We start from the raw sequence: 16,064 nt of genomic DNA, 5'->3' as shown, positions 1-16,064 counted from the left end.
TGTACCTAATCTTGGTGGGCTATAAAGAAAAAACGACCCATTTGGGTCGTTTTTTCTGTTTACGGCTTTGAATTATTTAAAAAATTTCATAATTAAAATTTCAAAGTGGCTCTGACGTAGCCGAATGAACCTTCACCATCATAGTTTGATGGATCATATCCGTTCAAAGAACAACTGAAGCATGTGGGAGGCATTTTGTCAGTGATGTTATTCACACCTAATTCAAACTGTACATTATTCCATTCAGGAAACATCACTTGTAAATCATGATATGTGGTGCTGCCTAAGCTGTTGGTGCCAGCGTCTTCATCAGAACACAAGCCTAAACCTGCTACATTGCTGCAAGATTCTGTTAAGCCGCCAATATGACGCGTACCCCAAATGATTTTCCAATCTCGAATGTTGACAGTTGTGAAAAGGTTTGAGTTCCAGTTTGGAATACCTGAATCACTGGCTTCTATACCATCTAAGTCTCTTGGCATAAATCCTGAAGGGAAATTGGCTAAATCATCAGTTGGGTTGTATTCAGTAAACTCATTGACAAAAGAATTATTCCAGCTGGCTTGTACAAAACCCCAGTCAAACTGAGGTGATGTCCAGTTAACATTAAAATCCACCCCAGAGGTCTCGATTGATCCGATGTTGGTCAATTGAGAACTGAAGTTTTGAACATTACCATTTCCATCTCTGCTGAACGCATTACATAAAGCGCTTGAAGGGTTTACAGAGCATGAATCCAGGATGAACTGAGCGTCAATGGCCTGAATAGCATTGTCAATGCTGATGTCATAATAAGTAACCTCGAAATCAAGACTAGAAGACCAGCTTGTCCCATCGGCCCATTCTGGAGAGTAAACGACACCCAATGTCAAAGTTTCCGCATCTTCCGGTGTCAAGTTTGGATTGCCGCCAGTTGTGGTGGAAATTTGTTCATTAAGCTGCGTGTAGCCGTCAGGTACACCAGCACAGCCTGGTATGTTAGGCGTCTCCAGTGCACTGTTAGGGTTGCTTGGGTCAACAGGAACGCCATTACATGGATCGACCAATTGCGCGTCGAATCGTGCTTGTGAACCAAATAGCTCGCCAATAGCTGGTGCCCTTAAGCCTTCAGCAAAAGTACCTCTGAACATTAAGTTAGATGTCGGCATGTATTTGAAGCCTAATTTGCCTGTCGAAGATGAGCCTGAAGTGCTGTAATCTGAACTGCGAATCGCCAATGAAAAGTCGAGCAATTCAGCAAATGGTTGGTCAGATAATACAGGTATCAATAATTCAGCATAAAGTTCACTGACATTGAACTCGCCTGAAGTCGGGCTAGCTGGTACACCGTTACTTTCACCCGCTGTTACGATAGGATCTGGCTGAAAGAAACCAGATTTTTTTCGATATTCATAACCAACAGCAACTGACAATGGGCCTGCTGGTAATTCAAATAAATCACCGCTGATGTTGGCTGTAAAATTGGTTAATTCTTGCTCTGAATTATCAGATTGAATAAACGAAATATAATTCAACATGTCTTGAGTGATTGTGCCTTCGCCATTACCTTGGCCACCAAAGATGTTCAAAGGTACACATCCAGGTGTGTTGTTACACACATCTACAGGTCCTAAGGCACGTTCAATTCGAGCAATGTTTAAAGCACCAGTTTTGCGTTGTGACGCTTGGTTTTTTCCATAGGCACCTTTAACATCCCAATACCAATTTCTGTCAGCAGCATTAAACGAGCCTTCTAAGCCTGTAGAAAAATATGTGGTGTCAACATTTTGTTGAAATAACCTCGGGCCTGCTTCTAGCGGTCTACGACCTATGAACCCAACACCAACGCCGCTATAAAAAGGACTGTCAGGGTCAAATATGTTTACACCAAAAGGGTTGAATGGATTGCTGGCATCGATAATGATGTTGTCAGCAATCGCACTTGAACCGGCTTCAGGTCCAATGAATATTGGTTCGGGTGCCGCTTGGTTGGCTGATTTTCTGTTGTTGTATGCACCTTTGACAAACCACGTGATGTTGTCAGTTAGTTCTACCTTAACTTGACCAAAAATATTTGACCTCTTAGAAGGTGTTACGTAGTAGTTATAAGGTGCAAAGTTAAAGCGGTCGTCATTTGTCCATTGGTGAAAGTCATCGCCATCACATGGACTGTTTGGGTCGTAGAAAGGAACGCCTGTTACGCCATCATTAATCGTACAGTTGATGACGTTACCAAGAGAGTCTCTGACAATGAATCTGCCCTGTGGTGTCCCCGAACTTCCTTGGGTAACGCCTGTAAATGGTACAGGAAATTGAGATAGAAACCTGTCTTCGGCAGACACTTCTCTTTGTTCTGTATAACCCACGTTGAACAGCATGTCGATTTTGTCAGTTTGTGTGCCAAATGTGAGATCTAAACTGCCAGTTTCTCCATCACCTTCATCAAATGCGCCGCCATATACCCTGACTTGTCCCCCTTGCATGGCAGTTTTGGTGATGATGTTAACTACGCCAGCAATGGCATCAGCGCCATAAATGGCGGAAGCACCATCTTTCGAGATGTCAATGCGTTCGATGATGCCTACAGGTATGGTATTCATGTCCACGGCATTGCTGACGCCAGAACCTGAGCTGCCAGCAACCCAGCGCAATCCATCAACCAATACCAATACCCTGCCAGGATCTAAATGACGCATGTCTATTTGTGTCGCACCAGCACCAATACCGCCACCATTGGATGGGAAACCAAAGTTGCCTGAACTGTTGAATCGGGTGTTCAAGGCTGAACCTGATTGCGTTAATTGTTGTAGGATGTCACCCACTGAAGTTAAACCTGAGCGGTCAATGTCTTCACGTGTGATGGTTTGTGTGGGTTCAATGCCCTCAATTTGAACTTGTCTGATGCGTGAGCCTGTGACTTGAACTTTGCTCAGTTCTTCCACAGATTCATCTTGCGCCATGGTTGTGGCTGAAAAGCCAGCCAAAGCACAGCTTAAAGCCACGCAAAGCGCGCTTTTCTTAATGGTTATAACTCTCATTGTTAACCCTCTTGTGATTTTTGGATTACGATTTTTGTATCGCTTGCGTGGTCAAATCAGGCAATTTGTTTTTATTGTTTGCCAGTGGGTTTCTTAACTCAAGAACAAAGCTATTTGTAATAAGCAATTTGAGCTGCTTTGAATCAAGAAGAGTTATTCTGCCAGTTTTTGAATTTCAGTACAAGTTATTAATGCAATGAAATTCAACGGTTATAAGCCTTCAGCTGCTTGCTCTACTGCCTTGAACACGGCTTTGGCTTTGTTCATGATTTCTTGCCACTCACCTTCTGGTGTGCTGTCCGCCACAATGCCTGCTCCCGCTTGCACATGTAGCTGTTGATCCTTGATGACGGCTGTTCGGATGGCTATGGCCATGTCCATGTCGCCATGCCAACCCCAGTAGCCGACTGCGCCTGCATAAACATTTCGTTTTACTTTTTCAAGTTCTGCTATCACTTCCATAGCACGCACTTTGGCCGCGCCGGATAATGTGCCTGCTGGAAAAACGGCTTTGATGATGTCTGCATTAGATAGCCCGTCTTTTAGTTGTGCTCGAATTTCAGAAACGATATGCATGACATGAGAATAATGTTCTATGACCATCTTGTCTTTCAATTTCACAGTGCCGGTTTCAGCAATGCGGCCAACATCGTTTCGACCTAAGTCGATCAGCATCAAGTGTTCCGCAATTTCTTTGGGGTCATTCAATAAATCTTGCTCTAAAACCTTATCTTCTGCCGCATTTTTACCTCTGGGTCGTGTGCCAGCAATGGGCCGCAAAGTGACTTCATTGTCGGTTCTTTTGACCAGTACTTCTGGGGATGAGCCAACCACTTGGTAATCGCCAAAATCCATAAAATACATGTATGGACTGGGGTTTGAAGCACGCAATGCGCGGTAAACATCCAATGGTCTGGCATTAAATTGTGTGGAAATTCTTTGGGACAGTACCACTTGCATGATGTCACCGGATTCAATGTAATCTTTGCATTTAGCCACGGCTTCGGTGAATTCTGCTTGAGTAAAACCTGTTTTGAAGTCTGTGGTGTTGATGCTTTTTTGGTTGATCATTTCTGCATAGCCAGTTGAACCAGAGCGCAGCCTGTGGGTTAATTCAGCGAGTCGTTTTTGTCCTTTTTCGTAAGCGAGCTCTTCAGCTGGATCGGCATGTGTAATCAACCAAACTTTACCCGCCAGATTATCAAAGACGGCCAATTCTTCAGCCAGCATCATGTGAATGTCAGGGATATGTAAACGATCTTCAGGAGTCAGTCCTTTGAGTTTTTGCTCAATGTTTTCAATGATTTCATAACCAAAGTAACCTACCAGTCCACCATTGAATGCAGGTAATTCGTCGATTTCTGGTACCGAAAATCTGGATTTGATGTTTTCTACTTGTTGCAAAATATCATCGGCTTCATACTCGGAAACCAAGCTGTTGTATTCAAACTCTTTGAAAACAGTGCCAGAGACCTGAAACCTAAAACTAGAGGACAGTCCAATAATAGAATAGCGTCCCCATTGAGCACCACCTTCAACAGATTCAAGTAAAAAAGTGTGTTTGCCATTGGCCAGTTTTAGCCAAGCACTTAATGGCGTATCCAAGTCTGCCGAAATACATTGGTAAATAGGAATGCGGTTGTGACCTTTTGCCACCATGCCATCAAATTTTGCTCTGTCCATTTGTAAACTGCCTTATGCAATGAAAATTTCAAAAAGGGTAGTTTACTGTATTAGTTCTTGAGTACAACCGATTGTAACGATTTTATGATGGCTTTCAGTGTGCAAACTGATTTCGACCTGATGATTTGGCTTGGTATAATTTTTTATCGGCGGCATCTAACCATTTTCTGAGCTCTCCTTATAGCAGTTGAAATGTCAGCGATGCCGATGCTTGTACTGAGTTTTAATTTTTCTGCTTGAGGGAAGTTTAAACTTTCTACTGCCGCAGTTAGCTTTTGAGCCAGTATTTTGGCTTCTTGAACAGGTAATTTTATGGTGGCTGCAAATTCATCACCACCCAGTCTGCCAATGATGGCTTGATTACCAGCTGTTTTTTTGAGCAAAGCGGCCAGTTCAATAAGGACGTCATCGCCAATCACGTGGCCATATTGGTCATTGACTTGTTTGAAATGATCGATATCCACCAACATTAAACTGGCTTCTATTTGCACATCTTGGTGCTGTTTCAAAATTTGATGGCTTTTTTCTTGCCAGTGGCGTCTGTTGCTCACGCCTGTCAGTGAATCAACTTGGCTTAAGTGATTAAGTTTTTTGTTCTGATATTGTAGTTTGTTGATGAGGTTGTAACTGTATGTACTGACAAGTAAGGTATGGATGACGGCCACTGGTAAACAGGCAATGATAACGGTCATCGATGTATTGGGTTGAAATGCAAACCCGGTGAATAGGCTGAATAGCAGAGCACCCAATACAGTCAGTGGAATAGATTTCAGCCACAATTTAGGAATGCCGCTGTTGACTTTGTCAGCTGTAGCAATGGAAATGAGTAAAACAGAAGGCAAAAGATTATAATGCATCAGCGCTACAGATGTTCCTGCAATGAATGAATCTACCAGCAAATTAGTTTGTTCAGCTTGAAAAGGTGAGTCTTGATTTTTGGCCCAAAAAAATGCCAAATGAGGCCAAATATAACAGCTAAAAACCAGCCAAAACCAACTGCTGAATGGTGCAGCATTTTCGGACAACACAAATGACACTGCCAGACCACCAAGGCCCATACCAATGACTCTGAAAACATAAACAATGTTGGGTAATAAATTTAATTTATTACCCATGTCAGGTTTGTTAACTTTTTTGTCTTTTTCCTGTTGTGCGGGTCTGTTGTGTTTCATTGATGTAGGATTTATTTGGTCAGGTTTATTATAGCTTAAAAGCTTGTTTTATATTCTCAAAAATAAGCAAGATGACGATTTGTGGTAATGAGTAATTGATGCTAAGCTGATTTGTTTTTGGATATCATTATGGTCATTGTGCATCACCTAAACAATTCACGTTCTCAAAGGATTTTATGGATGTTAGAAGAGTTGGGAGTGACTTATGAAGTTGTGCATTATCAGCGTAACAAAGAAACCATGCTGGCTCCAGATGAGTTGAAAGCCATTCATCCGCTGGGCAAATCACCAGTAATAACAGACGGTGAACAGGTGATCGCAGAGTCTGGAGCCATCATTGAATATCTGGGTCGTACATATGGAAAAGACAAGTTGACACCCAGAGTCAACAGCAAAGCTTATCAATCCTATATTTACTGGTTACACTTTGCAGAAGGTTCATTGATGCCGCCTTTGTTAATGAATTTGGTGTTTGAAAAGGTTAAAACCGCGCCGATGCCTTTTTTTGTACGACCCATCGCCAAAGGGATTGCCAACAAAGTGATGGAGAGCTTTGTCAGTCCTAACATCAAACGCCATTTTGAGTTTATTGAAACGCATCTGTCTGAAAATGACTGGTTTGCGGGAGAAAAAATGACAGGGGCGGACATACAAATGAGTTTTCCATTGGAGGCCAGTGCCGCTCGGGGCTTATTAAAAAAACACCCTAAAACAACCGCTTATGTCGCTCAGCTACAAAAACGAACCGCTTATCGCAAAGCTTTGGAAAAGGGTGGCCAATACGATTATGCTTTGTGACTAATTTAAGATTTACTCATGTATATATATGATGAAGTGTCAAACCCACGACATGCTTGAAGCCGCCGCTGTACAAAGGCGACGCATTAACCTCAGTTATAAAAAAACCAATGGAAAAACTGCCGCACACGAAGCAGTTGTCGTGTTGGACGTTTATACAGAAGCAGGTGAAGAGTATATGTCTATTAATGACAATGGCCGCATATGCCATATAGCGACTTCTGCAGTAACTGCTTTCAAAGCCATGGATCGCATGACGCCAGTGATCGCTTTCCCCTGATGTGATAAAATCGCAAGCCATGTTCGATACATGTTTTGAGTTTTTCTTATGGCGTATTTTCAAAGCCAGAGGTGTATATCAGGTCAACAAATTCAATAGAACCCGAGTCACATTGAGCAGTACCATCTTTGTTGCCATCTGCGGGTCTGAGTTGATGGAGTTGGTCATTGGCGGTGAAACATGAAGTTGAGCCTGAGTCAATCGCATCGCTTTCTATAGGTAAAGGGTGTGCCGATAAACCTTGTAACTGAGTTAAAGGCATTACTATCTGACTGGATGTTTGGTTTGAAATCAAATCACTGTCTCCCAAAGCAGCAATGACATTGGGACTGAGATGGTGGTTTTTGATAACATTAAAGTCATCCATAAACAAAACAACACCATCAGCAACCCAAAGCTCACTTCCTAAGCTTTGGTCTGAAATATTGCCAGCAATCAATGTATGACTGAATGAAACGGGTATGGCACTTTCAAAAACAACCACACCACCACCAAACAAAGCTGAGTTATTACTGATCGTGGTATGAATAATTTCAAGCTTTATCCCTGGCAAGTTTCCTGTGGTTCCAGTTAGGTTGTTGCTGTTTTCTTTGATAACTAAGCCGCCCCCAGTTATGGCTGTATTTCCACTTATGGTGCTGTTTACTATTGTTGCAGGGAAAGACATGGACAGTCCAATTCCACCGGCTGCATGGCTCGGACTCATTTTAAAATCAGTGCCATCGAAGCGCACATGATTATTGACGATGCTGCTGTTCTTTATGACCAAGTCACTACCTTTAGATTCTAATCCAGCGCTGAATGGAGAGCTGCTGTCAGTCCAATTGTTGTCAATGAGAACATGATTAATTTCAACATCCAAAACTTCTAGTAATAAAAGGGCACCTCGGTTTTCTGTGAAGCGAACATTTTCAAGGGTCAACCTACCTCCAAAAACAAACAAGCCGCTACCAATTCCTGAGCCATCATCACCTCCAGAAATTGTTAGGTTTCTCAAGATTAATCGTTCTCCTAATGAACCAATCATATCCATTACGCGAAAATTTTCCGTGCGGGTATCTGCCTGAATATGAAGGCCATTCCCTTCTATTGTGACAGCGGAATCAATGGATGGATAGGCTACTTTAACGTTGTGTTGAAGTAAAGAGTTATGTAAGCCTTGATTTACCGACAAAACTTGATCAGCTTCAACAAAAACAATCAAGTCACTGCCATTGCCAGCTGAACAACCCCCAACAATTTCATCATTATTGGCTGCATGGATGGCATCAGTAAAGGTGCACGTTTTATTCACAAGAATGGTTTCGGCTTTTGCATTTATGGTGAAAACCAACCCAATGAAAATGGTAAATAGTTGTTTTTTGTCAATCATGTTTTCCTGGCCTATTGGCACTGGCGACACGTGTGTAGAACACATTCCAGTGGTTTTAAGTTTAAATCTGTAGTTATGAGAATCATTAACGAATTCATAGAGACCAGTCAGCTACCAGTCGCTTAATGGCTTTATATGCCTTTGTCATTTGTGCCGCATCTGCGTAAATTGAAATTTTAGTTAGGCCAGACAAAAATAAATCAAACAACATTTCTGCTTTTTCTGATGCGCCTTTGATGCCGTTCATAGACAGCTGTACCTTAAAAAAGTCAGTCACTGTCACTTTAAATCCTTCAAAGGCTACAATGATTTGTTGATCGCCTTTCAAATCACCAAAAATACTGTTTAACACAAAGCAACCGTTGTGACGAATATCAGCAGAATCACATACAGTAAAGCCTTCAAAAAACACCTCAAGTCCCTTGGGATCATCGGCCAGGTTTTGGGTCAACTGTCGAACAAAAAGTAAATAGTGTGCCAAACAAGAGTCGAATATTTGTCTTTTATCACCGAAACTGTGAATCAAGCTTCGACCACTTAAGCCGGTAAGTCGTTGTAATTCACGGATTGAAGTGTTGTCATAGCCATGCTTCCAAAATGCTCGTAAACAAATATCAAAAACATGCTCTTTGTCAAATGTTATTACCCTGCCCATTGTGGTTATTTTATTTAAATAGAAAGTGATTATAGCTGGAATAAGCTATATTGCAACAGATGTTGCAATAAGAGTGCAATTGTTTTATATTGCAACACTCGTTTCAATAAATAAATTTGGGATTTAAAATGACCTTAAAAATAGGCAGCAGTATAGAAAACATCAAACTTCCAGAGATCAGTGGAGAGTTGTTTACAATTGATTCAATTAAAGGGAAAAAAGCGTTGGTGGCATTTCATCGTTTTGCCACTTGTCCTTTTTGTAATTTACGGATCCATCAATTGGTAAAAAATTATAAGGCGTTTGGAGGTGATTTGGCGATTGTTGCCATTTTTGATTCTCCTCTTGAACACCTGCAAACACATGCCAAAGAACATAAGGCACCATTTGCTATATTGGCTGACGAAAATAATACATATTACCAAGCGTTCAGTGTGGAACGGTCGGTGCTTAAAACTATAAAAGGCTTTATCACGAGATTGCCAACCGCACTTCACGCCATGTTGTTAAAGGGTTATTGGCCATTCCCAATAAAAGGAAACCTGTTTACTATGCCACTTGAAATTCTTATTGATGAAAACGGCATCATAAAGCGCATCCATAAAGGGAAAGACGAGGGTGACCACCTTTCGATTGAGGTCTTACAAGCATTTGCAAAACAAAGCTGATGACATGGTCAGGAAAAGTAACGATCAAGGGTCAGGCCTTTGGTGCGTTCTTTGGTGCCGCATATTTAACCAGCATCAGTTCGTGAACTGCATTTGGTTGTGGGTTTAATAGGTGACAACCCTTTAATGTATGGTAACTAAATCATAGGAATCGTCATAAACATTTCAGCGCCGATGACTTATGATTGAGCCATGGATTCGAGAATAAGCAACACACTTAATTACATAGAAGCGCATTTGGCTGACGATTTGAAACTCAAAGACTTGGCACATGTTGCTTGTTTATCTGTTGAACGATTTCACCAGTTATTTAAAAGCCACACTGGGCTTACGCCATTCAAATTCATTGAACAGTTGAGGTTAAATTTTGCCTATCAACAGCTTGTTTCTCACCCTCAAAACATCCAAACACTGTCTGAACAATGTGGTTACAAAGACTATGAAACCTTTTCTCGCGCCTTTAAAAAGAAACACGATTTGGCGCCTGACGATTTGGCTCAAATTGTTCAACAAATTAAAACCGACAGTCAAGCTGATCAAGTTCATGTGACCACAGTTGATGCCATCCACATAGAAAAGCTACAACATCAATTGTCATTACTGTTAGATCAATTAAAGCCCAGCCATGAGCAGTTGAGTGAAGGTCAGGTGTATATAGTCGAAAACATTAAAGACTTGCCCGCCGGGGTAGAAAATAAGGAATTAATAAACACTTCAAGTAAGCCTTTCATAAAAAATAAATTCATGGTGTCTGAACACCCGAAGTTATGGCACAGCCTGATTCAGCCACAGTTAACACGAGAACAGCATGATGATTAGCCAATTAACATACAACTTAATACTTATTACAGTGGGGTTGCTCATGCCTTATTTGGCCATCAAAAACAGTGGTACGGTGAAACAAATATTGCAGAACAACCACACCTCAAAGTGGGCATCTATATTCAAGGGATAGTGGTTCAATGGTTTATAACGGTGGCTATAGTTGTGGCCATGTGGTTTTCAAATGACTCGCTGGCTGAAATTGGTATCTCAAACCATGCAGGCCCTTACGTAGTTATATTATTGCTGATGCTGTTATCTTCGGTATGGATTTATACAAGGTTCAAGCCCAAAACCAAAACTTTAAATTTCATTGCCAAGTTGTATCGCCACGTGTCACATTATTTGCCACAAACACAGCGCCAGTACAAATGGGGTGTGGTACTTTCATACACGGCGGGTTTTTGCGAAGAGCTCATCTACCGAGGATTTGTCTATTGGCAATTAAGCACATGGTTTGGTATGTGGCCATCGGTCATATTGGCCAATGTCATCTTTGCTTTAACTCACTATGCCACTGGTTGGAAAAACAGCATAGGCGCATTGGCTTTGGGTCTGGTTTTTTCATGGATCTACCTCAGTACAGGTGATTTGTGGTTGGCCGCAGTCATGCATACGGCCATTGACTTGTTGGCCATGACTTTATTTCCTTTAACCAGTCAATTTTCAGAAACTGCAAACCCTTCATTAAATGAAGCGCAAAACAAGGTGACTAAAGGTTGAGGTTTCTAAGCCATGAGGTGGCAGGTCGTCGATTTTCTTTTTTAATAGGTGCTTACAGGGCTGATGCCCAGCCAGGCGATGGTTTTGGCAGATTTGTTCGGATCACTATTTATTTTCAAAGTGAATTTTAATTTTCCAAGCAAAACATGGACAAGGTCTGAGGCAAATTGACTAAAATGTGGCAAATTTAAACCACTGAAACATGTTAGTTATTTCATATATTTATGTCATTGGAGCGGCTCAAGGGTTGATCCTTGCCATGGCCTTGTTGAGAAAACAAGTTAACCAAACCAGCAATCGATTGCTGGGGGTTTGGATGCTTTTATTGGTGACCGATCTGGCGGTCAAAGTGGTTTATTTGAACGATCAAAACACCCCGCTGTTATTCTTGTATGGCTTGATAAAGCTGTTTCCATTTATGTACGGCAGTTTCTTTTATTTGTATGTAAGAACCATCACTACCAAGCAGCCCATACGTTGGCATGATTGTGTACATTTTCTGGGTTTTCTCACCATGCTGGGTCTGGTGCTGCCATCTCAATTTGAGGCGGTGTCCTATGTGCCATGGTGGGAGGCCATATTTGATTGGATGTTGTATAGCTACAGTGTCAGTTATGTGTTGGCAGGCTTGGTGACTATCAGGCGCTACCGATCTAGCTTGGATCAAAAACTATCCAATACCGACGGAATCAGTTTGCTGTGGATTGATGTGATGGCCTATTTTCAAGCAGCCATTTGGTTGATCGCGTTAACCCAATGGCTGTTACCTATCGAAGGCTATAATTTTTGGATGATTTATGTGGCTGTGGCATTATGGATGACTGTGATGGCTTACCTGGCTTTAAATCAACAAAGTATCCAGCCGGTAGAAAAACTGCGTCCCCCTGAGCACATTGAAGACGAGCGCTTCCCCGAAGTCGATGCAAAGTTAGGCCAGTTAATGAATCAAGAGGCTTTGTATTTGGACCCCACTTTAACCATTGGCAAGTTATCAATGAAATCTGGTTACCCTGAATACCTGGTGTCTTTGGTGATCAATCAGCTGCACAATCAGTCATTCAGAGAATACATCAACCAACTGCGGGTTGAAGCCGCCAAATGGCAGCTACAACAACCCGACAATAAAAAAACCATCATTGAAATTGCTTTTGACTGCGGGTTCACGGCCAAGTCAACATTTAATACATCTTTCAAAAAGTACACCCAAATGACTCCCAGTGAGTTCAAATCAAAACAGTTTGAGGCCGCCGAATAAAGCGACGCTGAATAAACCATTCACAAAAGATTAAGTTGGGCACCCAGCACAGCCAAGCAATGGGTACATAGACGGTTAAAAAAGGCCATTGGAAGAGCCCTAAACCCACTCCCAGCATGATGCGTAAGGTGATGCCGGCAGTGGTTAAAGCGATACTTCTATAAATCCAAATTTTATGTTTGCTGATGTCATGCTGTAGTGCATGGTAAAATGCCATGGCAGTGGTACTTAACCAAATCACGGCTAAGCTGCCAAAACCGAGCTTGGCAACCCAGCCACCGGTTGCATTCAAAGCCAACAGCAAACCTGAAACACCGCCCAGCAAGACTGACAAGACATAGAGCAAACCAATGGTTCTGTGAATTGATTTTGAAAAGTTTCTGATTTTTTTACTGAGTTGCCAGGGTGTCAAAGCCAAAGCCAAGCCTGAAGCATAAAAATGCATGGGAGTCAGCCAGCCGGAGTTCAGTAATTTCAGTTGGAATGGGTTGTTGATGTTGATGTTGATGGGTTGCTGAAAATATGTGACGGCGTAATAAGCCACCCCGACCGCAGCAATGGCGTAAAGACAAAATATGAAGTATTTGATATAAATAGGCATAATGAATCTGAGTAAAAAATGCCATTGTGCTGTAAAGGTTAGGTGTTATCGTCCGAATCGGCTGTTTCGAACTTTAAAAATCGAGCTTAGGTCGACTTATATACAAGGTATTGCTTCATAACATTAAATAAAGAAGAAGTTTTTCTGATAACAGTGAATGGGCGTGCTGATTGGCAAAAGGAGGGCTGTCTTGGTTGGGTGTTTTGGGTAAAATATCGTTTGAGCTTTCAAAAGGCAATTAGCTGTGATCAGTAATTTCTACACGATTACAATTGATCCCTAGGTTATATTAGGACGTATTTTATCCACCCCGCTCTCAAATGATTTTTATTCAAATTAAGTTTCGTTACATTCTAATCAAATCAAGTCATTGCTGTTGTGAACAAAGTAGCCAGTAAAATCATTTCTTTTTATCACAAAAACAAGTAAAATCCGCAACCCTTATGCGGTGAGGTGTCCGAGTGGTTGAAGGAGCACGCCTGGAAAGCGTGTATACGTGAAAGCGTATCGAGGGTTCGAATCCCTCTCTCACCGCCATTATAAAAATCACACGTCTTTTTGTGTGGGTTTTATAATGGCAATGAAAGAAGGTAAGATCCCGAGTGGTTCGACATAATTGTCAGGAACAATTATGAACGCCACAGGCGCCCGCAGGGTGAAATACAGGACGTATTTCATTAATCCCTCTACAAACATTCACGTACCCCATCTCATTTTTTTTAAGCACACGTCTTTTTGTGTGGGTTTTATAATGGCAATGAAAGAAGGTAAGATCCCGAGTGGTTCGACATAATTGTCAGGAACAATTATGAACGCCAAAGGCGCCCGCAGGGTGAAATACAGGACGTATTTCACTAATCCCTCTACAAACATTCACGTACCCCATCTCATTTTTTTTAATCACACGTCTTTTTGTGTAGGTTTTATAATGGCAATGAAAGAAGGTAAGATCCCGAGTGGTTCGACATAATTATCAGGAACAATTATGAACACCAAAGGCGCCCGCAGGGTGAAATACAGGACGTATTTCATTAATCCTTATTACCGCCATTATACCTTTGAAATCTATCTCTTGAAATTCAATGACCTTCAGCCTTTGTATTTTATATTCGTTATGAATACAATCATTGCATGGAAATCATACTCTCTATAGTTGCTGCGTTCGCAGTAATGCGTGCCACTTTTTACTGGTTCTTTGATGACATAGAAGATTTTAAAGATTGTCTGATGTTGTGGTTTACACCAGATGTCATTAATATTTTTCGGGGCAGGTTCATTGATGACTTTTGGGCAGATTTAAAAATATTCTTTTGGCTGGTCGTTGGTGTTTCTGTGGGCTATTCAGTTCACGTTTTTTTGATGTCTTAATTTTTTGTAATCATTCGTTTGTGCCTGGATTGCTTAGTCAATCAATTCATAAATAGACTTGACTTATAAGATTACATCTGTAATCATTGTATTATGTTTACAAGTGTAATCGGAAATGAATAATCAAAATATCAGTCAAGCAGAATTGGTCGTCATGAAAGAATTGTGGAAAGAGTCGCCTTTATCTGCGCATCAAATTGATGGTTTAGTTAAAAGCCAAAATTGGACCACTGCCACAGTGAAATCACTGATCAACCGTTTATTAAAAAAAGGGTTTATTAAATTTGAGCAACAAGGCAGGGCATACTTTTACTTACCTGTGGTGGCCAAGGCCGATTATTTGGTGACTCAAAACCAAACTTTTATTGGTGATTTATATGATGGTAAGTTGAGTAATATGGTGGCAGCATTCACCAGTCATGAAAAATTAAGTGCTGAAGAAATTGCAGAAATCAAAGCCATGATTGAAAAAATGGAGCAACAACCATGAGTGTTACATGGGATGGCATGTTGGGTTTTGTGATTTACAGCAGCATGGTTGTGCTCACTTTGCTGATGATGGTTTTTGTATTCAGGCAATATTTGATAAAGAAAAACACTTCCAGATCAACGGTTTTGAAGGTTTGGTTGGCACTGCCTGTTGGCTTGGCAAGTTGCTTTGTTTTTTCCAATAACGGGGTGCCAGTTGTTGACTTGGCACCCATGGTGATCGCAGTTAAGGCACCTGTCGAGCAATTGGGTGATTTAACGCCAGGTTTTGATTGGAAAAAACTCTTGGTGTTGACCTGGGGTGCGGTTGCTTTATGGAAAATGTGGCGATTAAGGAAGCAGTACAACAAAATTAAGCAGCGCATAGCCGATGAGTACAAACTTTTTTCTGATGGTGTTTTTGTCAGTCCATCTGGCTGGCCTCCCATGGCATTTGGATTCATCAAGCCCAAAATATTTTTGCCGGGCTTTGTGTTTAAAGAATTGTCAGGCAATGACATAAAGTTATTGGTGATGCATGAAAAAATTCATTGCCAGCGGGCAGACCCATTTTGGCGTCTGTGTCTAGAAGGCGTGTGTTGTGTGTTTTGGTTTTTGCCTTTGCATCGAATCTGGGGTCAATTATTGGTAGAAGACCAAGAGATGTCCTGTGATGAAAAGGTGATAAACAACACACAAGATGCACCTGCATATGCACATTTGTTGTTGAATCTGGGGGTGAGGAGCCCGCAAAACAGGGGTTCTTCGATGATGTGTTCTTATACTTTAAAATTAAAAGAGAGGATCATGAATATCAATCAAATCAAACAACAACGCCATAAAAGCATTTTCGCAGGCATTTTTTGTTTAACTGCTGTGGCCTTGGGTGCAGTGGCAGGCATGCCGGAGCCAAGCCGTGAATCTGGTGCTCAACTGGAGGTGCTTGAACGGGTGGCGCCGCGCTACCCCCTCAGTGCTTATCAGAAAAAGCTGAATGGTGTTGTGGAATTAAATTTTTTGGTCACTCAATCAGGCCAGGTTAAGGAGGTGAAAGTGACTGCATCAGAACCGGCAGGGGTGTTCGATAAAGCAGCGATAGCAGCAATCAAACAATGGACTTTTGAGCCTTTGGCCCAAGATACTCATGGCACTCAAGTAATGGAGTTTAAAATGGATTGAATC

At 41.5% G+C, this 16,064-nt stretch carries 15 protein-coding genes and 1 tRNA gene; 10 read left to right on the top strand and 6 right to left on the bottom strand.

Annotation, left to right across the window (positions count from 1 at the left end; genetic code table 11):
• Positions 1-92 precede the first annotated feature (92 nt).
• The 3 genes from FET73_RS02130 to FET73_RS02120 form a co-directional block, all read right to left on the bottom strand.
• On the bottom strand, positions 93-3,017 hold the full coding sequence (locus FET73_RS02130; RefSeq protein ID WP_154222259.1) for a TonB-dependent receptor domain-containing protein: 2,925 nt from the start codon (positions 3,015-3,017) through the stop codon (positions 93-95).
• A gap of 210 nt (positions 3,018-3,227) precedes the next feature.
• Complete coding sequence (gene trpE, locus FET73_RS02125; protein ID WP_154222258.1) at positions 3,228-4,700, bottom strand: anthranilate synthase component I; 1,473 nt, start codon at positions 4,698-4,700, stop codon at positions 3,228-3,230.
• Between the two features lie 143 nt (positions 4,701-4,843).
• Complete coding sequence (locus tag FET73_RS02120) at positions 4,844-5,872, bottom strand: diguanylate cyclase (RefSeq protein ID WP_154222257.1); 1,029 nt, start codon at positions 5,870-5,872, stop codon at positions 4,844-4,846.
• A gap of 129 nt (positions 5,873-6,001) precedes the next feature.
• Between FET73_RS02120 and FET73_RS02115 the strand changes: the two genes are divergently transcribed.
• The gene (locus FET73_RS02115; RefSeq protein ID WP_154222256.1) at positions 6,002-6,670 is read left to right on the top strand and encodes a glutathione S-transferase; all 669 of its coding nucleotides are present in this window, start codon (positions 6,002-6,004) and stop codon (positions 6,668-6,670) included.
• A gap of 31 nt (positions 6,671-6,701) precedes the next feature.
• Entirely contained in the window at positions 6,702-6,950 is a 249-nt protein-coding gene (locus FET73_RS02110) for a hypothetical protein (RefSeq protein WP_218944245.1), read from the top strand.
• A 46-nt stretch (positions 6,951-6,996) separates the two neighbouring features.
• Here the strand turns inward: FET73_RS02110 and FET73_RS02105 are convergent, their stop codons facing one another.
• Complete coding sequence (locus FET73_RS02105) at positions 6,997-8,322, bottom strand: hypothetical protein (protein ID WP_154222254.1); 1,326 nt, start codon at positions 8,320-8,322, stop codon at positions 6,997-6,999.
• Positions 8,323-8,416: 94 nt separating this feature from the next.
• Positions 8,417-8,977, bottom strand: coding sequence for a TetR/AcrR family transcriptional regulator (locus FET73_RS02100; RefSeq protein WP_154222253.1), 561 nt, complete (start codon positions 8,975-8,977; stop codon positions 8,417-8,419).
• A 128-nt stretch (positions 8,978-9,105) separates the two neighbouring features.
• Between FET73_RS02100 and FET73_RS02095 the strand changes: the two genes are divergently transcribed.
• The 4 genes from FET73_RS02095 to FET73_RS02080 all read left to right on the top strand — a co-directional run bounded on the left by FET73_RS02095 (position 9,106) and on the right by FET73_RS02080 (position 12,445).
• Positions 9,106-9,645 (top strand): redoxin domain-containing protein, encoded by a 540-nt coding sequence (locus FET73_RS02095; protein ID WP_154222252.1) that lies wholly within the window; start codon positions 9,106-9,108, stop codon positions 9,643-9,645.
• Positions 9,646-9,837: 192 nt separating this feature from the next.
• Positions 9,838-10,464 (top strand): helix-turn-helix domain-containing protein, encoded by a 627-nt coding sequence (locus FET73_RS02090; protein ID WP_154222251.1) that lies wholly within the window; start codon positions 9,838-9,840, stop codon positions 10,462-10,464.
• A gap of 111 nt (positions 10,465-10,575) precedes the next feature.
• Complete coding sequence (locus FET73_RS02085) at positions 10,576-11,190, top strand: CPBP family glutamic-type intramembrane protease (protein WP_154222250.1); 615 nt, start codon at positions 10,576-10,578, stop codon at positions 11,188-11,190.
• 202 nt (positions 11,191-11,392) lie between these two features.
• Entirely contained in the window at positions 11,393-12,445 is a 1,053-nt protein-coding gene (locus FET73_RS02080) for a helix-turn-helix domain-containing protein (RefSeq protein ID WP_154222249.1), read from the top strand.
• Here the strand turns inward: FET73_RS02080 and FET73_RS02075 are convergent.
• Positions 12,414-13,046 carry a DUF2306 domain-containing protein gene (locus tag FET73_RS02075; protein WP_154222248.1) on the bottom strand — a complete coding sequence of 211 codons (633 nt, stop codon included), beginning with the start codon at positions 13,044-13,046 and terminating at the stop codon, positions 12,414-12,416. The genes FET73_RS02080 and FET73_RS02075 overlap by 32 nt on opposite strands.
• Positions 13,047-13,493: 447 nt before the next feature.
• On the opposite strand from FET73_RS02075, the gene FET73_RS02070 reads away from it, so the two are divergent.
• From FET73_RS02070 to FET73_RS02055, 4 genes are all read left to right on the top strand, one after another.
• Positions 13,494-13,583 (top strand) — tRNA-Ser (locus FET73_RS02070).
• A gap of 594 nt (positions 13,584-14,177) precedes the next feature.
• Positions 14,178-14,414 carry a patatin-like phospholipase domain-containing protein gene (locus FET73_RS02065; RefSeq protein ID WP_154222247.1) on the top strand — a complete coding sequence of 79 codons (237 nt, stop codon included), beginning with the start codon at positions 14,178-14,180 and terminating at the stop codon, positions 14,412-14,414.
• A 115-nt stretch (positions 14,415-14,529) separates the two neighbouring features.
• The gene (locus FET73_RS02060; RefSeq protein ID WP_154222246.1) at positions 14,530-14,904 is read left to right on the top strand and encodes a BlaI/MecI/CopY family transcriptional regulator; all 375 of its coding nucleotides are present in this window, start codon (positions 14,530-14,532) and stop codon (positions 14,902-14,904) included.
• Positions 14,901-16,061, top strand: coding sequence for a M56 family metallopeptidase (locus tag FET73_RS02055; RefSeq protein ID WP_154222245.1), 1,161 nt, complete (start codon positions 14,901-14,903; stop codon positions 16,059-16,061). Before FET73_RS02060 ends, FET73_RS02055 begins: the two co-directional genes overlap by 4 nt.
• Positions 16,062-16,064: the final 3 nt, after the last annotated feature.

Origin of the sequence: Marinicella rhabdoformis (assembly GCF_009671245.1) — a bacterium.
GTDB classification, from domain to species: domain Bacteria; phylum Pseudomonadota; class Gammaproteobacteria; order Xanthomonadales; family Marinicellaceae; genus Marinicella; species Marinicella rhabdoformis.
Note: the sequence above shows the minus strand (reverse complement) of the source record. Positions and strands in the feature narration are given on the sequence as shown.